A 21,039-nucleotide genomic window follows, 5' to 3' on the forward strand; every position below is an offset into this window, starting at 1 on the left:
GTAGAGCCAACGGACTGTACGCACACCCTCGATCATGGGCACTGCTACCACGGACCTCGACGAGATTCATCACGTCCACCACGACGTGGAGGGGGACGAGCGGTTGAGTTCCACCCTCGTCGACGCCGTCGCCGCACTCGCCGACACCGATCCCGCCGACCTGCCGCCGCTCGACTCCCGGATCAACGTGGCCGCCCTCGACGACCTCTGGGACACCGACGGCGCCGAGACACCGTCCGCCGGCTGCCTCACCTTCTCCTACGGTGGCTACGTCGTCGTCGTCCGCAGCACCGGCACCGTCTTCCTGCGCGAGACGGGCGACTCGTGAGTGTCTACATACAAATATAATGGCCTATTATTCTTTCTATTGATACGATATCGTTCGGGATGCGTTCGCGGGCCACACGGCCACTCGGAGACGCCTAGAGACACAAATACGTACTATATTCGAATATATATGTAGTATATTTCAGTTGTAAAACGAAATTCCGGCTGTTTTTGAGTCGTGTCTCCGTGGCGATACTGCAGTTTGCCGTTCTTCGTAGAACTTCTCTGAAATATTGACTAGTATGGGATATGGTACTTCTTCGCGACCGGTGGGATCAGACCACGGCCACGTGGTCGTCGCGGGGTTCCCAGAGCGCGCCGGTCAGCCGTCGATCGTGGACCGCTTCGAGCGTCTCGCCGACGGTCCAGCCCCACTCACTCGTCGCTGCGGTGACGGTTCCCAGGGGTGCGTCGGGGTCGGCGACGGCGTCGACGGCGGCGTCCAGGTCGGCCTCGGCCGGGAGGTGCTCCGGAAGTGGCGGGGGCCGTTCCCACTCCACGTCGTGGCCGGTGACCGCGTGGTGCCGGCGGAAAAAGCGCACCACGTCGTTCGGATCGTCGGTCGCCGTCCGCTCCGCGCAGTCGGGACAGCACGCGACGAAGGGGTCGGTGTCGCGAGTCATTACGCGTTGTACGCCTCCTGTGCGAGCCGGTGGAACCGGTGGAGCGTATGCTCGTTCGGACCGAGTTGGCCCTGGCCGAGTGCCCCGGACTGGAGGCCCGCGTACTGGCGCTCGACCAGTTCGAAATCCTCCTCTTGGAGTTGGCGGCTGGTTCGGACGAACTCCTCTTCCGCCTCGCTGAGTTCCGACTCCGCGAAGTAGTAGTCCGCGATCAACTGGAACCGCCCTTCGTCGATGGGGTCGATGATGTACGTGCCGTAGCCGTCCGCGGTGCCGTACATGTTGACGGTGAAGTTGGGCCAGAAGTAGTGGAACTGCGCTTCGTGTTCCTCGTGGATGCGCAGTTCGTCCTCCACGTCCTCCTCGTGGGTGTAGTGGAGCACCCAGTGGTAGTCGTTGACCTCCAGTTCCGACTCGTCGAGCTGGATGCCCGTGATCCAGTCCTGGTGGTTCGCCTGACAGTGGTCGCACTCGGAGTAGTTACCGCCGAACGTCTTCCAGTTGCACTCCACTTCGGAGACGTACCGACGGGCGTGTTCGTACTCCGCCAGGGGCAGCGACTCCAGTCGCGTCTTCAGCTTTCCGGCCTGTTCGGCGAGGGTGAGCGGCGGGTCGTCGGCGAAGTTGAGGAAGACCAGCGGGCCGATATCGTCGGTGGTGACTTCGAGCAAGCCGTTCTCGTCCGGATCGAGTCCCGACACGTCGTCGTCGTCCAGGTCCGGATTGAGACTCGCCTCCTCGAAGCTCCGGGGGGTACTCCGCAACTCGCCGTCGAGATCGTAGGTCCAGAGGTGGTACGGACACTGAATCCGCCCCATGGTTCCGGGATCGGTCATCGGCGTCTCCTCGACCATCTTCGACCCACGGTGCGCACAGACGTTGTAGAACGCGCGCACCTCGCCGTCCTCGTCACGTGCGACGATCACCTGTTTGTCCCCGACGGTCCGGGTGAAGTAATCCCCCGCGTCCGGGATACAGTTCTCGTGACCGGCGTAGATCCAGTAGCGCGAGAAGACTTTCTCCTTCTCCATCTCCCAGACGTCGGGATCGGTGAAGTACTTCGCCGGCAGGGCGTTCGTCTCGTCGGTGATGTCGGGGCTCACGGCGCTCACGTCCTCGACGCCATCGTTCCACCGTGTCATGTACAACCACGTCGACGGCCCGGGATCAAAGTCCCTGACCTGTCTCACGTGTGGTGCTTAAGTCAGCGGTTGCTGTTCCACAGCCGACACGACCGATACTTTGAACAACGCGGTGAAAAAACCGACATTTACTGGCTGTTTCGTCAAAAATGGGGCGTTGGAGTTCCTACTCGTCGAGTCGGCCGCGTCGCCACGCCTCGGTGTCGGCCACTTGGTTGAACGTGTAGATGTGGAGGCCGCGAATCCCGTACTCCGGGTCGTCGGCGTAGGGTGCCAGGCCGTCGACGAGGGCGTCGGGCGTGTACTTCCCGCGCGAGCCGACCAGTTGGCGGACGAAGCCGACGATGCCGCTCGTCTTCCGCAGGAAGCGGATCGAATCGCCGACGCCGACTTTCTGTGAGATGTTCAGCAGCCGCTGGTACTTCATGACCCCCGGAATCCCCACCTCGACGGGGAGGTCGATCCCGCGGTCACGGACCGTCTCGATCCAGCGACGGACTGCCTCCGGATCGTAACAGAGCTGGGTCGTCAGGTACGTCGCGTGGGGCGCTTTCTTCTCCATCGCCTCGGCCAGCGTCCGGTCGTCGAGGAAGTCGTGTCCCTCGGGGTAGCCGGTGATGCCCACGTCCTCGAAGTCGTAGTCGAGGCCGTCGAGGGCCACGAGGAGTTCGTGGGCCGACTCGAACTCCCCGACGGGGTCCTCGCGGTCACCGCCGGGGACGAAGATGTCGGTGACGCCGGCGTCGACGAGGCGGCCGGCGATGTCGTCGAGGTGGTCCTCGTCGCGCACGTAGCGTGCGGCGACGTGCGGGATGGGCTCGTAGCCGCGGGCGGCCGCCTTCTCCGACCACTCCACCGTCGCGTCGAGCCCGAGCTGTGGCGAGGCCGTGACGGCGATCTCGGCGCCGTCCGGCAGTTGCTCCATCTGGTCCTCGAAGCTGTCGAAGGGCATCAGTTCGAACCGGGGGTCGGTGAGCAGCGTCGATGCGCCGTCGGCGGAGTGGGTCGGTGTACTCAGAGACATGTGTCCGTCCAGGCTCGTCGATGGTTGGGCCGCGTGATGGATAGGGCTGTTGGGGCGTTACTCGTCGGCGTCCTGCCGGGCGTTCAGTTTCGCCTGCTCCCGGGCGCTCGGGTTCACGGACTCCTTGAACGGCACCTCCGCGACCGTCGCGTACGCGGGCTCGTCACCCTCGGCGTACTCGTCGGGCAGGTGCACCGCGAACTCGAGGTCCAGATCCTCCTCGTAGATTTCGTCGTTGAGGAGGGCGTCGGTCTCCGCCTCCAGTTTCTCCGCGGGCACGAAGCCGAGGCCGATGTTGGTTTCGAGGTCCGGGTTCCACCACGGCGAGGTCATGTAGCCACACTCCTTGCCCGTCTCGGGATCGGAGACGATCCAGAAGTCCGGCGCGTAATCGCGGATCGGCTCGCCAGCGATCTTCAAGCCGACCATCTTCATGTTGAACGGGTACTCGCCGTTCTCGACCAGTTCCTGCTGGCGTTCCAGTTCCTCCTTGCCGACGTAGTCGGCTTCCTTGTCGTCGGGAACCTGATAACCGAGGTTGACTTGGAACGGCGAGGTTTCGTGGTCCATATCCTGGCCCCACGAGAGGATGCCCGCCGCGATCCGACGATGGTGACCGGGGGCGATCTGGCGCCCCCCGTGGTCTTTCACCGTCTCCATCACGGGATCCCAGACGCGTTCGGCGTTCTTGCTCGCGTCCTTGACGTAGATCTCGAAGCCCTTCTCGCCGGAGAAGCCGGTCTGGCTCACCAGTACGTCGCAGCCGTTGATCTCGGCGTCCATCAGCCCGTAGTAGGGGATGTCACTGACCTCCTCGCCGACGACTTCGACCATCACGTCCTCCGACAGCGGGCCCTGAATCTGCATCGGAGCCACGTCGATTTCGTCGATCTCCACGTCGAAGTCCATGCCGACGTTGACGCCCTGGAGCCACTGCATGAGCGTCGAGTCCGAGATGGAGAACCAGAACTCGTCCTCGGCGACGCGCAGGAGGATCGGATCGTTCAGGATGCCCCCGTCTTCGTTGCAGAGGATGACGTACTTCCCGTGCATCGGATCGATCTCCGTGGCGTCGCGCGTGATAACGTAGTTGGTGAGCGCCTCGGCGTCCGGCCCCTTGACGCGGATCTGTCGCTCGACCGCGACGTCCCACAGCGTCACGCTCTCCGTCAGCGCCTCGTACTCCTTCATCGCTCCCCCGTCTTCCGGTTCGACGAGGCCACGCGGGTGATAGATGCGGTTGTACACCGTACAGCGCCACGCCCCCTCCTCGTTGAACGACTTGTCGAAGAACGGGGACTTCCGGACGCGAGTCGAGACGAGCATCTCGATGCCCGGGTCACCGGTCTGTCGCAGGTTCCGCGGGAGCGTCCGATCCGACTGATCGATATCCGGATGGTTCGGGTGGTCGTCGAGCGTCGAGGGATCGTTGTGTGCCATCGACAATGAACGTCGGTCTCCGTATGTATAAGCGTGGACCACAGCTATTTGGGGGTTATAAGTCGTCCGCCCCGAACGCACGCGATCCGAACCCAGATTTTAACACGTATAGATCTGTTATCGTCGGGTTCCCGAACGCCTCGCGTGACGACCCAAGCATCAATATCTTCCCCCCCGAACCGCGGCGTATGAGTTCGAGCGACGAGCGACGCGACGTGATCGTCGTCGGCGTCGGCGGCATGGGCAGCGCAACGGCGTACCACCTCGCCAACCGGGGAGCCGACGTCCTCGGTCTGGAGCGATTCGACGTTCCACACACCCAGGGGTCCTCCCACGGCATCACCCGCATCATCCGGCGGGCGTACTACGAACACCCGTCGTACATTCCGCTGATCGAACGGGCCTACGAACTCTGGGACGACTTGGCCGACGAGACGGGACGCCCCGTGATCCATCGCACCGGCTCCATCGACGCGGCCCCGCAGGGGAACGAAGTGTTCGAGGGGTCGCGCCGGTCCTGTGAAGAACACGACATTCCTCACGAGGTGTTGACGGGCGCGGAACTGAACGAGCGGTTCCCCGGGTACAGCCTCCCCGACGACTACCGTGCGGTCTATCAGGAAGACGGTGGGTTCGTCGTCCCCGAGCAGTCCATCGTCGGCCACACCGAAGCCGCGCAGGCGGCGGGTGCCGAGATTCGTGCTCGCGAGGGCGTCTACGACTGGGCGCCGACTCCGGACGGGGGCGTTCGCGTCTGGACGGACAAGGACACCTACGAGGCGGATCGGCTCGTCCTGGCCGCGGGCGCGTGGAACTACAAACTCGCCGACGCGCTCTCCGGACTGGCCGTTCCCGAACGACAGGTGCTCGCGTGGTTCCAGCCGGAGACGCCCTCCCTGTTCGACCCCGACAGCCTCCCCGTGTGGAACATCGAGGTTCCCGAGGGCCGCTTCTACGGCCTGCCCATCTACGACGTCCCCGGGTTCAAACTGGGGAAATACCACCACCTCGACGAGTCGGTCGACCCGGACGACTACGACACCGACCCCGGTCCACAGGACGAGGTGCTCCTCCGCGACTTCACGGAGAAGTACTTCCCGGATGCCGCCGGGCCGACGATGCGACTCGCCACCTGCATGTTCACCAACTCCCCGGACGAGCACTTCATCCTCGACCGGTTGCCCGACCACCCGCAGGTGGTCGTCGGTGCGGGGTTCTCGGGTCACGGGTTCAAGTTCGCCACCGTCATCGGCGAGATTCTCGCCGATCTGGCCGCCGACGGCGACACCGACCACCCCATCGGGATGTTCCGCCTCGACCGGTTCGAGTAAAAAAACGTCGCAGGTGAGGCACCCGGAACCTTTTGACGGGTTCGGCGAGACGTACGGGACGTTCTATGAGTACGGATACCGCACTCCCGGAGTCGGCGCGGACCGTCGTCATCGGCGCCGGCGCCGTCGGCTGTAGCGTCGCGTACCATCTCTCGGAACTCGGCGCCGAGGACGTCGTCGTCGTCGATCAAGGTCCCCTGCCGGTCACCGGCGGGTCGTCGACACACGCTCCGGGCATCATGTTCCAGACGTCGCCGTCGAAGCTCATGACGAAGACGGCTCACTACACCGGTCGCCTGCTCTCCGACGCCGGCGTCTACGACGAGGTCGGTGGCATCGAAGTCGCCCGCTCCGAGGAGCGGATGGACTTCCTCCAGCGACGGGTCGAACACGCTACGGCCTACGGGCTCCCCGACCCGCAACTGCTGACTCCCGAGGAGGTCACCGATCACCTCCCGCTGGTGAACGAGGACGCCATCCTCGGCGGCTACTACTCGCCCACCGACGGCCGAGTCGACGGCGTCGCCGCCCTCCAGTGGTACATCGAGGGGTCGGACGCCGACTTCTACGGCCACACGTCGGTGACGGACCTCGACGTGGCCGGCGGCGACGTGACGGCAGTCGAGACGGACCGGGGTCGGATCGAGTGTGACCGCTGCGTGGTCGCCACCAACAACTGGGGATACCAGACCGGCAAGCTCGCGGGGGTCGACCTCCCCATCGCCCCCGTCGAACACCAGTACGTGGTCACCGAGCCCCTCGAAGAACTCGCCGGTGAGGCCCCCGCGACCCGCGTCGACACCGACGCCCTCGACGTGCCCGGCGACCGCCGCATCGCCGACGTGATGGGCAAGGCACCGAGCCGCCCGGTCGGCCGCGACCAGGACCACTCGCTTTACTTCCGCACCCACGGCGACAGCCTCGGCCTCGGTTCGTACAATCACGAGTCGCTCTCCGTCGACCCCGACGCCATGGGGAAAAACACCGAGGAGCGACAGGCGTCGGTCCACGACTTCACCGACGAGCACTGGGAGCGGGCGACCCACCCCGACCGCGACAAGTCGCCGAAGCGGGCCTTCGAGGAACTCCTCCCCGTCTCCGAGGACGCGGCGTTCCAGGCGACCGAGAACGGCATCTTCGTGTTCACCCCCGACGGCATGCCGGTCCTCGGCGAAACGGCCGCCGTCGACGGTCTGTGGACTGCCCTCGCCATTTGGTGGACTCACTCCGGCGGCTACGGCAGGATTCTGGCCGAGTGGATGGAGACGGGCGTGCCGAAACTGCCCGACGGCCCGGTCGATACGGGAGCTATCCACGTGAACCGGTTCGAACCCCACGCCGGGAGCAAGCCCTACTTCGTCGACCGGGGTGCGACGCGGTACCGTCAGGTCTACAGCATCGTCGAACCCAACTGGCAACCCGAGGACCACCGCGGCCTCCGCCGGAGTCCCTTCTACCACCAGCAGGACGAACTCGGCGCGGAGTTCGTCCAGAGCGGCGGGTGGGAGTCGGCCCAGTGGTACGAGTCCAACGCCGACCTAGTCGAGCGGTACGCGGACCGCATCCCCGAACAGGAGGGGTGGCAGGGAGTCAACCGCTCGCCCATCGAGGGTGCCGAACACCTCCACACCCGCGAACACGTCTCCCTGTTCGACATGACGCCGTTCAGTTCCATCGTCGTCGAGGGGAGCGACGCCGGTACCTTCCTCCAGCGGGTCTGCAGCAACGACGTCGACATCGACGTGGGGAAAGTGCGGTACTCCCTCCTCCTGAACGAGGGCGGGAACATCCTCGCGGACGTGACCGTCGTCCGCCTCGACGAGGACGAGTACATGGTGACCACCGGCGGCGGCAACTCGCCGGGCATCCACGGATCGTGGCTGAAGGAACACGCCCCGGAGACAGTCTCGGTCACCGTCGAGGAGGGTGGTCGCTCCACCATCGGGCTCTGGGGCCCGAAATCCCGACTCCTGCTCCAGCGAGTCACCGAGGCCGACGTCTCGGCCGAGGGCTTCCCCTACTTCTCCGCCAAGCAACTGTACGTCGGCGAGGTCCCCGTCGTCGCGATGCGAGTCTCTTACGTCGGCGAACTCGGCTGGGAACTGTGGGCGCCGGCCGAGTACGGCGCGCGCCTCTGGGAGACGCTCCGGGAGGCGGGCCAGGACCTCGACGTGCGCCCTATGGGCGGCGGGGCGCTGGAGTCGATGCGTCTGGAGAAGGGGTTTCGGCTCTGGGGGACGGATATCGACACCGACACCGACCCCTTCGCCGCGGGACTTCCCTTCGCGGTGGACATGGACACGGACTTCGTGGGTAAGGATGCGCTGGAGGATATCCGAGAGTCGGGCGTCGACAGTCGCATCGTCCCGCTCACCCTCGACGATTCGACGGATCGACTGTTGAGCGGGCGTCCCGTCACGAAAGACGGCGAGACGCTCGGCTACGTACAGGCCGCTGACTTCGGCTACAGCGTCGGCGAGTCCATCGCCTACACCTACGTGCCGAGCGAGTACGCCGACCCCGGGACCGCCGTTCGGGTCACCTGCGAGGGCGAGACGTGCGACGCCACCGTGCGCGAGGAGCCCCTGTTCGACCCCGGTCGAGAGAAGATTCTGCGCTAGCGGGCGCTCGTGCCCGGGGTGCTCGCTTTCGGGCCACAGTCGGCCGGGACACCCCCTCGGGACCCCAACTGCCGGCTCCGGATACTCCCGAAAAACACCAAGCTTTATCTGACAGAACGAGTAGGGGTCTATGTGGTATCCTGTCATGGTGGCGGGTACCTATGCCCACAGGACAGGGCGAGGGACCGCGCGTGACGGGAGACGGTCGCCGGATTGAACGGCGTACAGAACGACAATCGACGGTTCAGACACGAATATCCGACTATGAGCAACCCACCACACGCGGCCGGCAACGGCCGGACGGAGGCACGGTATGGCTGAGTCAGACGAGACGACCGGTGCGATGTCCGAGGGTCTGCAGGTGGAACTGTTCCACCCCGAATCCGACCGAGAACCCGGGGACACGAACATCCAGGCACTCGGGTTCGACATCCATCCGGTCGTCTTCCCCATCGCGCTCGTACTCATCGCGCTCTTTATCGCCGTCACGGTACTGCTCGGCGACCAGGCATCGGCCATGTACACGGCCCTGTTCAACTTCATCGGCGAGAACTTCGGCTGGTTCTACCTACTGTCGGTGAACATCTTCATCGTCGTCTTGCTCTTTTTCGCGTTCAGCAAGTACGGCAAGATCCGAATCGGCGGCGTGCAGGCCGAAAAGGAGTTCAGCGACTTTTCGTGGATGGCGATGCTGTTCAGCGCCGGTATGGGTATCGGTCTCATGTTCTTCAGCGTCTCCGAACCGCTGTACTACTTCCAGAACGTTCCGGGCTTTTTCGGCGCCGAAGCAGGGACGGGTGCCGCGGCGTCGGCGGCGATGGCCCAGACGTTCTTCCACTGGGGCTTCCACCCGTGGGCCGTCTACGGTCTCGTCGGCCTCGGTCTCGCTTTCTTCTCGTTCAACCGCGGCCTGCCTCTCACGTTCCGCTCTATCTTCTGGCCGTTGCTCGGTGACCGAATCTACGGCTGGCCGGGTCACGTCATCGACCTGGTGACGGTGTTCGCGACCCTGTTCGGCCTCGCGACGTCCCTCGGTCTCGGAGTCGCTCAGGTCAACACCGGCCTCTCCTACGTCGGCGGCGACCTCCTCGGTCTGTTCGCTATCCCCTCCAACACGACCGTTCAGATCCTCCTCATCGCGGGGATCACCGCTATCGCGACCCTCTCGGTGGCGGCCGGTCTCGACGGCGGCGTCAAGCGACTGAGTACGCTCAACCTCTACCTGATGCTCGCGTTGCTCGGCTTCCTGTTGCTCGTGGGGCCGACGGTCTTCATCCTCGGCTCGTGGGTCGAGGGTCTCGGCACCTACTTCAACAACATCCTCGCGCTCGGCTTCTTCCGTGGTACCCTCTCTCCCGGTGGCGATACGGTCACCGCGTGGACCGTCTTCTACTGGGGCTGGTGGATCGCGTGGTCGCCTTTCGTCGGTATGTTCATCGCCCGTATCTCGAAGGGACGCACCGTCCGCGAGTTCGTTCTCGGCGTGTTGGTGCTCCCGGCGATGTTCTCCACCATCTGGCTGTCCACCTTCGGCGGGAGCGCGTTGTTCAACTCGCTCGTCGGCAACGGCGCGGCGCTGCAGACCTACAACGAGGTCGGACAGACCGTCGCCATGTTCGCCATGCTCGAACAGTTCCCCCTCGGCGCGGTGTCGGGTATCCTCGCCACCCTCCTCGTTATCACCTTCTTCGTCACTTCCTCCGACTCCGGATCGCTGGTCATCGACCACCTGACCTCCGGCGGCAAGCACGACGTCCCGCGGACCCAGCGCATCTTCTGGGCGGTCACCGAGGGCCTCGTCGCCGCCATCCTGCTCTGGGGCGGTGGCCTCGGTGCCCTGCAGACGGCCGCTATCACGACCGGGCTGCCGTTCGCCGCCATCCTCTGTCTGATGTGTTACACCGTCTACCTCGGACTCAGCAACGAGTACGAGATCCTCGAATCCGAGGAGTTCGCCGAAACCATCGAGGAACTCACCGACCGAGAGAACGTCGACGTGGTCACTGCCGGCGACGAGATGGTGACTGACGTCAGGGAGGGCGACGACGCGGCCAGCAGCGACTGACGTCGGGTTCGGTTTTCACTCCTCGACGACGCGTTCGACCTGCCGCGACGCGTGGACCCACCGCCGCGTCGGGCCGCCAAGTCCGGTCGCCGCCAGCAGTATCCAGACCACGAGCGCCGGGCCGAGCGGGAGCGCCAGCCACACCAGGCCACTGATGCCAGCGCCGACGAGCGGACCGGTCCACGTCCACTCCCCGTCGAGCACCGACACGACGGTCGTTCCGAGGACGACGAACCCGGCACCCGAGACGGCCAGCACACCGCCGACGCCGAGCACCACCGCCGCCGTTCCGAGGCCGTTTCCGAGGCGGAACGCCTGAGCGAAGCCGTAGGCCACCACGAGCCACCCGACCGCCGCCGCCGCCACGCCGTAGACCGGTGTCCGCTTCGGCCGTGCCAGCGTGGCGTCGACGGCCCGGTCGACGGCGCCGGGCCAGCGGTACCGGAGCGCCGCGCCGACGGCGAGGACGAGGAGTGCGGACGCCACCGCCCGGAACGGGCCGGCGTCGGCGAGGGCGCTCACGTCCGCGGTGCTCCACCCGAGGGGAGAGACGGCGGCTGCGCCCCACGCCCACGTCGACCGGCGACGGGAGTTCGACACGGGCCACCGTTGTGGGGGCGCCGAGGAAAGCCTGTCCCCGACGAGCGTTTTATGCTCGTCGCACCCCTACCTCCGCCGTGGTGGCCGACGATTCTCACGGTCTCGTGGCGACGCTCGGTGCGTTCGGGAGCCGACTGGTCGCCCCGCTCAAGTGGCTCCTATACGAGTTGCTCGCGCCCCTTCGCGCCGGTGACGGTCCCAACAAGTTTCGGCTGTCGAGCGTCGAGACGCACACGACGACCATCGATGGTGACACCGGCTGGGTGTATCGACCGCCGGCGACGGTCCAGTGTCCCGACTGTGGGACCGCGATTCTGCAGGCCGATCCACGGGACCCCATCGACTGTCCGTCGTGTTCGGTGTCGCTTCCGCCCGAGCGGTTCACCGAGCTGGAACTGCTGGCTCTGACCTGTCCGATCTGTCGAACAGGGATGCAACACGGGCAGCGCCACCCCGAGGCGTTCGACGTGCCGGAGTGGGCGACCTGTCACAACTGCCAGTACCACTGGGAGTTCAAGCACTTCTACTGACCACTCACCGTCTGGACTTTTGATCCCGGGGCGCGTTCGGTCGGTGTGTCCACTCTGACCGACGGGGTTCCCACGCTGCTGGCGCTGGTGATCGTCGCGCTGTTCGGCGTCGCGTTGTGGGCGATGACGACGGGTCGTCTCGACGTGGCCGGGTTGTCGTTTCTGAGCGCGAGTCTGCTCATCTACCTCCGCGAGCGGTGGGTCCAGCGGGCGGCCGCGGACTAGTCGTTCACGGACTTGCGGACCGTGACGACTGGGACTTCGGAGGTTCGCACGACCTTTTCGGCCGTACTGCCGAGCAGCGCCCGGAACTTCCCGCGGTACGCGCTCCCGAGGACGACGACGTCCATCCGCTCCGACTCGGCGTAGTCGACGATTTCCTCGCCGGGCGACCCACTTCGGATCGCCGTGACGCAGTCGACACCCCGCTCGTCCGCCATCCCACAGAGTTCCGCCGTCACCTCCTCGCCGTACTCGCGGTACCGTTCGCGCATCTCGTCCTCGTCGTCTCTGAGGTACACCGTCCGTGGTGCGCCCGGGAGGTCGATGACGTACAGCGCGTGGATCGTCGCCCCACACGTGGCCGCGAGGTCGACGCCGTGTTCGGCGCCCTTCCGTGCCTCGTCACTACCGTCGAACGGGATCAGAACCTTGTCGTACATGGCGCTGCGCTCCGTACACATCGTTCTCCTGATGGGAGCAAATAACTTGGGGGACGGTAGCGTCCCGTGTCGCCCGGCGCTCGACGGCTCACTCGAGAATGCCGGTGAGAGGATCGTCGTCCCCGCGAACCGACCGACCGAGCAGACGGCCGCCAATGACCGCCGGGCTGACGACCGAGTCGGCGCCGACGGCGTCGAGTTTGTCGACGTGTCGTTGATCGCTCGCGGCGGCGACGATACGCACGTCGGGTGCGGCCTGTCGAGCGGCGACGATAGCGAGGGCGTCGCGGGCGTCGTCGTCGGTGGCGACGACCACCCCGCTCGCGGTGTCGATTCGGGCGTCCAGCAGCGGCCCCTCGTCCGTCGGATCGGCCGTCAGGACGTTCACGTCCCGGTCGCCGAGCGCCGACGCCACGTCGGGGTCGGGCGTCACGACCACCACGTCGGTCGTGTCTTCGAGTTCGTCGAGGAGCGGTCCCGTCAGTTCGCCGTGGCCGAGGATCAGTACGTGATCCTCGAGCAGTGTGAGTTCCGAGGCGGTCATGGTTCCGAAGGCACTGGAGATGCGTGATTCGAGGGCGGGGATGAGCAGCGACCCCGTGGCCACGGTGAACGCGCCCGTCCCGAGAACGATCACCGAGAGTGTGAACAGTTTCGTCACCTGCGTCGTCGGCGTCGCGTCGCCGTAGCCGACGGTCGTTCCGGTGACGATGATGTAGTAGAACGCGTCGGTCAGGGTCACGACGCCGGCGAAATCCGCCCGCATCGCGTAGGTTCCGACGGTGCCGTACACCTGCACCGCCACGAACGAGAGGAGGGCGGTGGTCTGAAACGGCGTGAGGTCGAGCGGTCGGTCGAATCCGCTCCGGTTGGCCGCCACCAACGGCAGGCCGACGGCCCCCACGACGAACAGCGAGACGTCGGTGGCGTCGCCCGTCACCAGCGGGACGGCGAGCAGGCCCGGGAACAGGGCGACTGCCCCGTACCACGCGAGGCGATAGCCCCCCCGCAACCCCGCGGCGGCGACGGTGAACAGGAACGCGCCGAGGACGCTGGCGAGTGGCAACACCGCGGCCACTCCCGGTGGGAGCAGTCCCGCGAACGGCCCGGTGGGGGTGACGGTCCCCTGACTGAGGTGCGAGAGCCCGGCGGTGAACGCGAGCACCGCCGCTGCCCCCGTCACCCACACCGCGGTCCGGGCGCCCGAGAACTCCCGCCAGTAGACCAGTGGCACCCGCTCGGGCCGGTAGAACAGCTCTTCGAGGGCCCGATCACTCGGTGGGTCCGGGGTGTCGCTCGCCACGGGGACCGATTCGTGTCGGAACGATAAAAAGTGTGAGTCGACGACACACCTATATCTCCGGCAGCCGACAGTTGGGGCATGGCGACTCAGGGTGCGAGCGGCGTCGAGCGGCTCGTTCGCGCCGCGCTCCTGCCGATCTGTGTCGTCTCGGGAGTGGTCGTCGTCTCCGGGTTCTTCTTCCCGTGGATCGTCGGCTCCGTCGTCTCCGGCCGGGGATGGCTCGTCGTCTCGCTCCTCTTTTTCGGGTCCGGACTGGCCTACCTCGCGCTCCTCCCCCTCGACACCCCCGACGACGCCGACGACCGGACCGGCGCACCCTACCTCCTCCGGGTGCGCCACGTCTCCTGGCGCAACTGGGCAAGCGGCTTCCTTGCGCGGCAGGATCCGGTCACGTTCGGCGTCTCCGTCGTCGTCCTCGCCGCCTTCTTCGCGGCCCGACTCGCCGTCCCCGCCGAGGCGGGTGCGGCGGTGGCCGTCGTGGAGGGCGTACTCTTCGACGAGTTCGGGTGGCTCTTCGTCGGAACCATGCTTCTGGCCGTGCTGTACTGTCTGGTCCTGCTTTTCGGTCCTTGGGGTGCGATCAAACTCGGCGGTCCCGACGCGGAGCCGACCTACACTTACCCGACCTACTTCGCGATGGTGTTCACCGCCGGCATCGCCGCTGGCATCGTCTTCTGGGGTCCGGCCGAGTCGCTGTTTCACTACGGCTCGCCGCCACCGGCGACGAACGTCGCGCCCCGCTCCGACGCCGCCGTCGTCGCTGCGCTGACCTACGCGGTCTTTCACTGGGGGATTTCCGCCTGGAGTGCCTACCTCGTCCTCGGCCTCCCCATCGCCTACTTCACGTACCGGCGCGGCGCCCCACTTCGAGTCTCGACCATCCTGACGCCCTTCCTCGGTGTCGACGGACTCGACGGCTACGCGGCGAAACTCGTCGACGTCCTCGCTATCTTCGCCACCATCGGTGGCGTCGCCACGTCCGTCGCCGTCGTCGGCCGGCAGTTCCTCGCCGGCGTCGGCTATCAGTGGGGCGTCTCCCTCGGCGGCGTCGGTGCCCTCCTCTTCGTCGCCGGCCTCGTCGTCATCTACAGCATCTCCGCCGAGAGCGGCGTCCAGCGGGGCATCCGTCGCATCGCCGGCGTCAACCTCGCGCTCTTTGCCTTGTTTGCCCTCCTCCTCGCGGTCGTCGGTCCCCGTGGGTTCGTCGCCGACGCGGGCGCGGCGGCGCTCGGCCGGTACGTCTCCGAGTTCGTCCCGTTGAGTCTGAACTACGGCGGCGACTGGGCGGCCGCCTGGACCGTCTGGAACTGGTCGTGGTGGTTCTCGTGGGCGCCCTTCGCCGGTCTGTTCCTCGCGGCGCTCTCGAAGGGGCGACGGGTGCGGACCGTCGTGTTCACGGGCGTCGTCGCCACGTCGGCCGCCTCCGCCTGCTGGCACCTCCTCCTCGGCGGCACGGCGCTCTCCTTCCAGCACTCGGGCCGGGTCGACGTCCTCGGTGCCGTCGACGCCACCGGCGGCACCGAAGCAGTCGCTGGCTTTCCCATCTTCGCGTCGCTCCCGCTCAGTCGACTCCTCATGTTCTGCTTTCTCGCGCTCATCGTCGTCTTCATCGTCACCTCCGCCGACACGTCGACGCTGGTGGTGTCGATTCTGGCGACTCGCCGGGGGGACGCCCCGACCACCGGGAGCATCGTCTTCTGGGGTGTCCTCCAGGGCCTGGTCGCCGTCGCCGTGTTGCTGGTCGGGGGCGGCGAGTCGTTACAGACCGTGGCCGTGTCGACCGGTGGCCCCTTCGCCGTCCTGTCGCTCGTCTCGCTCGTCGGCCTGACCCGAACGTTTCGCCGGCACGAGCGCGGGCATTCAACCCTCCTGAACCGGGCCGTCGTCGTCCTCGCGGACACGCCGCTCGGCCGGGCGGTGGACGGGGACCACGAGGACTAGCGCGAGCGATAGACCGGCCGCAGATCGGTCGGGTCCTTGTCGTACCCGAGCCAGACGCTCAGGACCGACGCGACGACCAGCAGGTACACCGGAAAGAGCGCGACGGCGACGTACACTCCCGTCGTCACGCTGAGCGCGCCGCTTCGGAGGAGCCAGGCGAGAATCGTCAGTCCGGCCACGCTCGCTGCGAGGACGCCGAGGCGGAAGGCGATCCGGGCGTCCGGGCCGGGTACGGGTGTCGTCATCGATGGCGGAGCTACACGACGCTGGGTCATAAGCCGAGGGATCGAGATCTACCGTGTCACTCGGTTACAGGTGCCGTCAGCGGGTGATCCCCGGCGTCTTCAGCGAGACGGTGTCGAACGCCGGCCGGAGGTGGTCCGCCTCCTCCGGCAGGACCGCCGCCACGACGTAGCGGGCGTGTTCGTCGAAAAAGTCGAGCAACCCGCGGATGCGCTCGGCGTCGAGCATCTCGATGGCGTCGACGACGACGACGGGCACCGACGCCGCGACGTCGTGGACCAGATAGCCCGCCAGTGCGATGACCAGTCCGACGACCTCGCGCTCGCTCTTGCTCAGGGTGTCGACCGGCGCGCGGTAGACGGTGCCGTCGTCCGTCGTCCGCACCACCTGCAGGTCGAAGCTGGTCGAGCCGTCTACCTCGCGGCGCTCGATCCAGACGCGCTCGATTTCGCGATACGCCAGGCGATCCAGAACGCGTGCCATGCACTCGTTGACCGTCTCGACGGCCTCGCGTTCGATCCGGTCGATTCGCTCGCGGAGATCGGTCAGACGGCTGCTCACGTCGGCACGTTCCTCGCGGAGTGACTCGGCTTCGGACCGGGCCGCCTCCGCGGCCTCGATGTCCTCTTTCACCGCTGCGAGTTCGCGCTCGAGGCGCCCGCGCTCGTACTCCAGGTCGCTCACCTCGCGGTAGCGCTCCAACAGGTCGTCGTCCGGCTCCGTCTCGGCCAGGTCGCCTTCCAGGTCGCGGATCCGCTGTTCTACCGCGCCGATGCGCTCTTCCAGTCCCGAGAGCGTCCGTTCGCGCTCCTCGATGTCCCGTTCGAGCTGCCGACGCCGTGACTCCAGCTCCGAGCGCTCGTCGAGGCGCGCTTCGAGGTCGGCGCGCTCCCGCTGGCACTCCTCGATCCGTGCCTCGACGGTCGCGCGCTCCTCCCGTTTTCCCTGCAGGATCGCTTCGACCGCTTCGATCTGCTCTTTGATCTCGGTCCGCTCCACGGACTGCCCGCAGGTCCAGCAGGTGATCGATCCCGACGCCGGATCGAGCCGGTCGGTCACGTCGCCGCCGTCGAACCCCTCCGGCAGGCGTCCCCCGGTGAGGAACCCTCGGTTCAACTCGACGATGGGGCGCAGGGCGTCGACCGTCTCGTCGAGACGTCCCTTCCGCTCCCGGAGTGCCGTCAGTTCCTCGTCGAGAGCGTCGAGGCGCGTCCCGACGTCCTCGCCGTCGACGGCGTCGCCGACCGCCGACAGGTCGTCCTCGACCGCCGCCAGATCCTCATGAAGCGAGTCGATGGCCCGTCGTTTGGTGTCTCGCCGGTCGCGGAGCCGGTCGCGCTCCGTCCGGGCGTCCTCCAGGTCGTCGAGGAGGGTCCGGGTCGCCTCGGCGGCTGCCCGATAGTCCTCCTCTTCGAGCGCCGCCCGTTTCTCGTCGAGTCGCGCCGCGACGTCCTCGCACTTCTCGGTGAGTTGCCGCGCCTCGACTTCCAGTTCGGGCAGATCCGCGGTCCGGTCGTCGAGGTCGACGATCCGGTCGTCGAGGTCGGCCCGACGGCGCCGCAGACGCTCGATTTCGGCGTCGATCTCCTCGGTATCGACCGGCCGCATCAACAGGCCGTGCAGGTCGTCGCCGTCGACCACGGCCCGGCGGATGGGGTTGTCCTCGTCGAGGCGAACGAACAGGTCGACGAGCGTCGACGCGTCGGTGTACGGCGTCGCGTCGGCGACCACCGTCTCCCCGTCCGTTCGGGAGAGGGAGAGGCCGAACTGCTCGCCGTCGAGCGTGAGCGTCACCGACCCGGAGTCCGCGTCGCCCCGGAGCGGCGGGTGCCCGCCGCCCAGTACGGCACCCAGACTCCCGAGCAACGAGGACTTGTTCGAGGCGTTCTCTCCGGCGACGACCGTGATGCCCGGTTCGAAGGTCACCGACGCCCGCTCGATGCCGCCGACGTTCCGGACGCTAATCGCCATTTCCCGCTCGCCGTCGGTCGAATCGTCGGCTGTCATCGTGGTGAGTGTCCGACCGCGAGGCGACCGGACGAACGTATCCGGTGTTCGTCGGGGCGGGACTATTACGTTTGTGACTCCCCCGTCCCCCCGCAGGTACACCCCCCACGCTCGAGCAAGCGAAGCAGTCGGTACTCCTCGCCGCAGGCGCTACAGGTCACCCGCGCGGTCAGCGACACCGACAGGTCGCCCGCCTCGAGGGCGTCGGCGTCGGCGAGGCGCGACAGTTCCCGCTCGGTGACCGCCTCGGTCCGGCCGAAGAGTTTGAACACGGTGTCGGTGATCGCGCCGGCGTCCACCGGGGTCGACTCCCGGCTCGTGTCGACGTCCGCGCACTCGCGGAGATGCGTGCGAACCGTTCCGTAGGTGACGAAGTCCTCCCGGAGGGCCGCCACGTCGACGCCGGCGCGGGTCAGTCGGTCGTGTGCCTCCGTGCGCGCCGCACGATTCACGTCCTCGTCGGTCAGCAGGCGGTAGACGTTCGCGGCCTCGTCGTCGAGTAGTTCCATCCCGCTGCTCCGCATCGCCGCCGCCAGCAGTTCGTGGTTGAAAAACCGTTCCAGGTCGCGGAGACTGTCGCCGGCCTCCGTGCGCCGCTCGACCAGTCGCTCCGGCAGGGTCGGCAACCCCCGTCGGGCACACACCTCGTCGACCTTGCAGCCGCTTCCCTCGACCATCTATCGACGGCGGTACGTGGGTCGGTCTGATAAGCTTCGGGTCCCGGCCGAGCCAAGACTTAACCACTCCCTGCCGAAAGTTCGGCCAGCATGTCCTCGCTCCGCGCGCGCATCGACCGACTCTCCGGACCCGGACTCGCAGTGTTCGTCTCCGGCGTGGCGAGCATGGGGCTGGAGATTCTGGCCGGGCGGATCGTCGCCCCGCAGTTCGGGTCCAGCATCTACACGTGGGGAAGCATCATCGCCGTCTTCCTCGCGGCGCTCTCCCTCGGCTACCACCTCGGCGGGAAGCGGGCGGCCGACCGGGCGACCGACGAACGCCTCGCGTGGCTGCTCGTCGGCACCGCCGCCTACGTCGCCCTCGTGGTGTTCGCGAGCGACGTGTTGTTGGCGACGGCCGGTGCCGTCCCACTCCCCGGACGGTTCGCCTCCCTCCCCGCGGTGACGCTCCTGTTCGGCCCACCGACCTACCTGCTCGGATTCATCAGTCCCTACGCCGCCGAACTCTCCGAGACGGAGGGCGTGGGCGCCGCCTCGGGGCAGGTCTACGCTCTCGGGACCGTCGGGAGCATCGTCGGCGCCTTCGTCACGACGTTCGTCCTGATCCCCGAACTCAGCGTCGAGGCCATCGGCGTCGGCTTCGGCCTGTTGCTCGTGGGGACGGCGTTCTGGCTGGCCCGCGGCATCGGCCGCCGCGAACCGACCGTCGCGAGCGTCGCCGTCGCCATCCTCGTGGTCGGCGCCGGCTTCAGCGGTACCATCGGCGTCTCGCCCGGCGGTCCCGTCCTCTACAGTACGCAGACCCCGTACCAGGAACTCGAAGTCACTCAAGTCGGCGACGTGCGGACGCTGTACCTCGACGGCCAACCCCACAGCGCGATGGACGTCTCCGACCCCGACCGGCACGTCTTCGACTACACCCGCTACTTCCACCTGCCTCAGCTCATGACCGACGACGTGGACCGGGTGCTCTTCGTCGGCGGCGGCGGCTTCACCGGCCCGAAACACTTCGCCGACGCGTACGACGTCACCGTCGACGTGGCCGAAATCGACCCGGAGGTGATCGGGACGGCGAAACGCCACTTCCGGCTCGAGGAGTCGGAGCGACTGAACGTCTACAACACCGGCGGCCGGCAGTTCCTCCAGGAGACGAACCGCACCTACGATCTGATCGTCCTCGACGCCTACAAGAAGGACAAGGTACCCTTCCAGTTGACCACCGTCGAGTTCATGCGTCTCGCCGAGTCCCATCTGGACGAGGACGGCGTCCTCTTCGCCAACCTCATCTCGGCGCCGGGCGGACCGGCCTCGAAGTTCTATCGTGCCGAGTACAAGACGATGGCACGGGTCTTCCCGCAAGTGTACACCTTCCCGACCGCCGAGGGGAACGCCGTCCAGAACGTCGAAGTCGTCGCCACCAAGGCGGAGACGCGGCTCTCGGAGCGGACGTTACGCCGTCGCAACGAACGACGGGACGTCGGCATCGACCTGCGGCGGGAAATTGCCAACTACCGGCCGCCACCGCCGACGGCGGACGTGCCGGTCCTCCGCGACGACCGGGCGCCCGTCGACGCCCTCCTCGACCCGATGGTCGGGCGGCGCTACGTCGTCCAACGAACCGCCGAAGAGGGGGCGGCCGCTGCCGCCGAAGAGGGGGCGGCCGCTGCCGCCGAAGAGGGGGCGGCCGCTGCCGCCGAAGAGGGGGCGGCCGCTGCCGCCGAAGAGGGGGCGGCCGCTGCCGCCGAAGAGGGGGCGGCCGCTGCCGCCGAAGACGGGGCGGCCGCTGCCGCCGAAGAGGGGGCGGCCGCTGCCGCCGAAGACGGGGCGGCCGCTGCCCAAAACGGCACGGCGACGGCTGACGACGCGTTGGCCGTCGGTCTCCCGCGGAACGCGGCCGCTCGTGAGTCGGTGAGTTACGAAAAACGCGGACGTGTGCTGTCGCCTTCCGGCGACGGTACCAGTCCGGCTTAGACGCGAACGACGTTGGTCGCGCGCGGGCCCTTGGGGGCCTGTTCGATGTCGAATTCGATCTCGGTCCCCTCGGTCAGATCCTCGCCGCCAACGTCTTCCATGTGGAAGAACACGTCGTCGTCAGCATCCTCAGTCTCGATGAAACCGTAGCCGCCAGTGTCGTTGAAGAAATCAACCTTACCGTTTGCCATTGCGATTACGACCAGTCCGAGTACACGGTTAAGGGTTCCGCATTCGTTTTCCCTCCGCTCGAGTTTACTGACGGGCGTCACTGAACGACCGTCGTTTGTAGAAGAATGTCTATTGTGGAACTTCGAACGGTGTGTGGGCCCCGGTTCGACGATTCGAATCCGGATTCTGTCAAGTCTGCGGATTCGGGTGCCCTCACTGTTGCGAGTCGTACTCCGGATGGACGACGCTCCCAAGACACGTCGGGGCTCACCCGTGTTCGACGCTGTAGCACGGTCCGGCCGGGACGAAGACGGTCACGAGGTCAGGAGGCGTTTCGCCACCCGGAGCGCGTTGTCGGAAC

18 protein-coding genes and 1 pseudogene are annotated in these 21,039 nt (G+C 66.8%); 8 read left to right on the forward strand and 11 right to left on the reverse strand.

Features of this window, described 5'->3' with window-relative positions; genetic code table 11:
- The first annotated feature begins 34 nt into the window (after positions 1 to 34).
- Positions 35 to 328, forward strand: coding sequence for a HalOD1 output domain-containing protein (locus V8686_RS05925; protein WP_379703032.1), 294 nt, complete (start codon positions 35 to 37; stop codon positions 326 to 328).
- Between the two features lie 274 nt (positions 329 to 602).
- Here V8686_RS05925 and V8686_RS05930 read toward each other — a convergent pair whose 3' ends face one another.
- The 4 genes from V8686_RS05930 to V8686_RS05945 form a co-directional block, all read right to left on the reverse strand.
- Complete coding sequence (locus tag V8686_RS05930) at positions 603 to 950, reverse strand: hypothetical protein (protein ID WP_379703033.1); 348 nt, start codon at positions 948 to 950, stop codon at positions 603 to 605.
- Positions 950 to 2,092, reverse strand: coding sequence for an aromatic ring-hydroxylating oxygenase subunit alpha (locus V8686_RS05935; protein ID WP_379703034.1), 1,143 nt, complete (start codon positions 2,090 to 2,092; stop codon positions 950 to 952). The genes V8686_RS05930 and V8686_RS05935 overlap by 1 nt, the downstream gene beginning before the upstream one ends.
- Positions 2,093 to 2,258: 166 nt before the next feature.
- Positions 2,259 to 3,116, reverse strand: coding sequence for a methylenetetrahydrofolate reductase (locus V8686_RS05940; RefSeq protein WP_379703035.1), 858 nt, complete (start codon positions 3,114 to 3,116; stop codon positions 2,259 to 2,261).
- A gap of 57 nt (positions 3,117 to 3,173) precedes the next feature.
- Complete coding sequence (locus V8686_RS05945; protein WP_379703036.1) at positions 3,174 to 4,556, reverse strand: aminomethyltransferase family protein; 1,383 nt, start codon at positions 4,554 to 4,556, stop codon at positions 3,174 to 3,176.
- Positions 4,557 to 4,744: 188 nt separating this feature from the next.
- On the opposite strand from V8686_RS05945, the gene solA reads away from it, so the two are divergent.
- The 3 genes from solA (at position 4,745) to V8686_RS05960 (ending at position 10,573) form a co-directional block, all read left to right on the forward strand.
- Positions 4,745 to 5,887 carry an N-methyl-L-tryptophan oxidase gene (gene solA, locus V8686_RS05950; protein ID WP_379703037.1) on the forward strand — a complete coding sequence of 381 codons (1,143 nt, stop codon included), beginning with the start codon at positions 4,745 to 4,747 and terminating at the stop codon, positions 5,885 to 5,887.
- 65 nt (positions 5,888 to 5,952) lie between these two features.
- On the forward strand, positions 5,953 to 8,508 hold the full coding sequence (locus V8686_RS05955; protein ID WP_379703039.1) for a GcvT family protein: 2,556 nt from the start codon (positions 5,953 to 5,955) through the stop codon (positions 8,506 to 8,508).
- A gap of 313 nt (positions 8,509 to 8,821) precedes the next feature.
- Complete coding sequence (locus V8686_RS05960) at positions 8,822 to 10,573, forward strand: BCCT family transporter (protein WP_379703040.1); 1,752 nt, start codon at positions 8,822 to 8,824, stop codon at positions 10,571 to 10,573.
- Between the two features lie 15 nt (positions 10,574 to 10,588).
- Here the strand turns inward: V8686_RS05960 and V8686_RS05965 are convergent, their stop codons facing one another.
- Entirely contained in the window at positions 10,589 to 11,173 is a 585-nt protein-coding gene (locus tag V8686_RS05965; RefSeq protein WP_379703041.1) for a hypothetical protein, read from the reverse strand.
- Between the two features lie 80 nt (positions 11,174 to 11,253).
- Here V8686_RS05965 and V8686_RS05970 point away from each other — a divergent pair, with 80 nt between their 5' ends.
- Both V8686_RS05970 and V8686_RS05975 read left to right on the forward strand, forming a co-directional pair.
- A complete protein-coding gene (locus tag V8686_RS05970) occupies positions 11,254 to 11,703 on the forward strand; it encodes a hypothetical protein (protein WP_379703042.1) in 450 nt (149 codons plus the stop codon).
- Positions 11,704 to 11,748: 45 nt separating this feature from the next.
- Positions 11,749 to 11,928, forward strand: coding sequence for a hypothetical protein (locus V8686_RS05975; protein WP_379703043.1), 180 nt, complete (start codon positions 11,749 to 11,751; stop codon positions 11,926 to 11,928).
- Here the strand turns inward: V8686_RS05975 and V8686_RS05980 are convergent.
- Together V8686_RS05980 and V8686_RS05985 are read right to left on the reverse strand one after the other, a co-directional pair.
- The gene (locus V8686_RS05980) at positions 11,925 to 12,365 is read right to left on the reverse strand and encodes a universal stress protein (RefSeq protein ID WP_379703044.1); all 441 of its coding nucleotides are present in this window, start codon (positions 12,363 to 12,365) and stop codon (positions 11,925 to 11,927) included. The genes V8686_RS05975 and V8686_RS05980 overlap by 4 nt on opposite strands.
- 88 nt (positions 12,366 to 12,453) lie before the next feature.
- Entirely contained in the window at positions 12,454 to 13,668 is a 1,215-nt protein-coding gene (locus V8686_RS05985) for an NAD-binding protein (RefSeq protein ID WP_379703045.1), read from the reverse strand.
- Between the two features lie 78 nt (positions 13,669 to 13,746).
- On the opposite strand from V8686_RS05985, the gene V8686_RS05990 reads away from it, so the two are divergent.
- Positions 13,747 to 15,609, forward strand: coding sequence for a BCCT family transporter (locus V8686_RS05990; RefSeq protein WP_379703046.1), 1,863 nt, complete (start codon positions 13,747 to 13,749; stop codon positions 15,607 to 15,609).
- Here the strand turns inward: V8686_RS05990 and V8686_RS05995 are convergent.
- The 3 genes from V8686_RS05995 to rdfA form a co-directional block, all read right to left on the reverse strand.
- Positions 15,606 to 15,854 (reverse strand): hypothetical protein, encoded by a 249-nt coding sequence (locus V8686_RS05995; RefSeq protein WP_379703047.1) that lies wholly within the window; start codon positions 15,852 to 15,854, stop codon positions 15,606 to 15,608. The genes V8686_RS05990 and V8686_RS05995 overlap by 4 nt on opposite strands.
- Before the next feature lie 76 nt (positions 15,855 to 15,930).
- Positions 15,931 to 17,859, reverse strand: a complete 1,929-nt coding sequence (locus V8686_RS06000; RefSeq protein WP_379703049.1) for an archaea-specific SMC-related protein — start codon at positions 17,857 to 17,859, stop codon at positions 15,931 to 15,933.
- 65 nt (positions 17,860 to 17,924) lie between these two features.
- On the reverse strand, positions 17,925 to 18,536 hold the full coding sequence (gene rdfA / locus V8686_RS06005) for a rod-determining factor RdfA (RefSeq protein WP_379703050.1): 612 nt from the start codon (positions 18,534 to 18,536) through the stop codon (positions 17,925 to 17,927).
- Between the two features lie 90 nt (positions 18,537 to 18,626).
- Between rdfA and V8686_RS06010 the strand changes: the two are divergent.
- Positions 18,627 to 20,231: pseudogene (locus V8686_RS06010) on the forward strand (spermidine synthase); the annotation flags it as partial.
- A 272-nt stretch (positions 20,232 to 20,503) separates the two neighbouring features.
- On the opposite strand, the gene V8686_RS06015 reads toward V8686_RS06010, so the two are convergent.
- Positions 20,504 to 20,698 (reverse strand): cold-shock protein, encoded by a 195-nt coding sequence (locus V8686_RS06015; protein WP_049937282.1) that lies wholly within the window; start codon positions 20,696 to 20,698, stop codon positions 20,504 to 20,506.
- Positions 20,699 to 21,039: the final 341 nt, after the last annotated feature.

Source organism: Haloplanus litoreus (assembly GCF_045690335.1).
In the GTDB taxonomy this organism is placed as follows: Archaea; Halobacteriota; Halobacteria; order Halobacteriales; family Haloferacaceae; genus Haloplanus; species Haloplanus litoreus.

Excerpts from the sequence above, each read along its gene's own strand:
- V8686_RS05925 (WP_379703032.1), top strand. The coding sequence starts at position 35 with ATGGGCACTGCTACCACGGACCTCGACGAGATTCATCACGTCCACCAC.
- V8686_RS05930 (WP_379703033.1), bottom strand. The coding sequence starts at position 950 with ATGACTCGCGACACCGACCCCTTCGTCGCGTGCTGTCCCGACTGCGCG.
- V8686_RS05935 (WP_379703034.1), bottom strand. The coding sequence starts at position 2,092 with ATGACACGGTGGAACGATGGCGTCGAGGACGTGAGCGCCGTGAGCCCC.
- V8686_RS05940 (WP_379703035.1), bottom strand. The coding sequence starts at position 3,116 with ATGTCTCTGAGTACACCGACCCACTCCGCCGACGGCGCATCGACGCTG.
- V8686_RS05945 (WP_379703036.1), bottom strand. The coding sequence starts at position 4,556 with ATGGCACACAACGATCCCTCGACGCTCGACGACCACCCGAACCATCCG.
- solA (WP_379703037.1), top strand. The coding sequence starts at position 4,745 with ATGAGTTCGAGCGACGAGCGACGCGACGTGATCGTCGTCGGCGTCGGC.
- V8686_RS05955 (WP_379703039.1), top strand. The coding sequence starts at position 5,953 with ATGAGTACGGATACCGCACTCCCGGAGTCGGCGCGGACCGTCGTCATC.
- V8686_RS05960 (WP_379703040.1), top strand. The coding sequence starts at position 8,822 with ATGGCTGAGTCAGACGAGACGACCGGTGCGATGTCCGAGGGTCTGCAG.
- V8686_RS05980 (WP_379703044.1), bottom strand. The coding sequence starts at position 12,365 with ATGTACGACAAGGTTCTGATCCCGTTCGACGGTAGTGACGAGGCACGG.
- V8686_RS05990 (WP_379703046.1), top strand. The coding sequence starts at position 13,747 with ATGGCGACTCAGGGTGCGAGCGGCGTCGAGCGGCTCGTTCGCGCCGCG.
- V8686_RS05995 (WP_379703047.1), bottom strand. The coding sequence starts at position 15,854 with ATGACGACACCCGTACCCGGCCCGGACGCCCGGATCGCCTTCCGCCTC.
- V8686_RS06000 (WP_379703049.1), bottom strand. The coding sequence starts at position 17,859 with ATGACAGCCGACGATTCGACCGACGGCGAGCGGGAAATGGCGATTAGC.
- rdfA (WP_379703050.1), bottom strand. The coding sequence starts at position 18,536 with ATGGTCGAGGGAAGCGGCTGCAAGGTCGACGAGGTGTGTGCCCGACGG.
- V8686_RS06015 (WP_049937282.1), bottom strand. The coding sequence starts at position 20,698 with ATGGCAAACGGTAAGGTTGATTTCTTCAACGACACTGGCGGCTACGGT.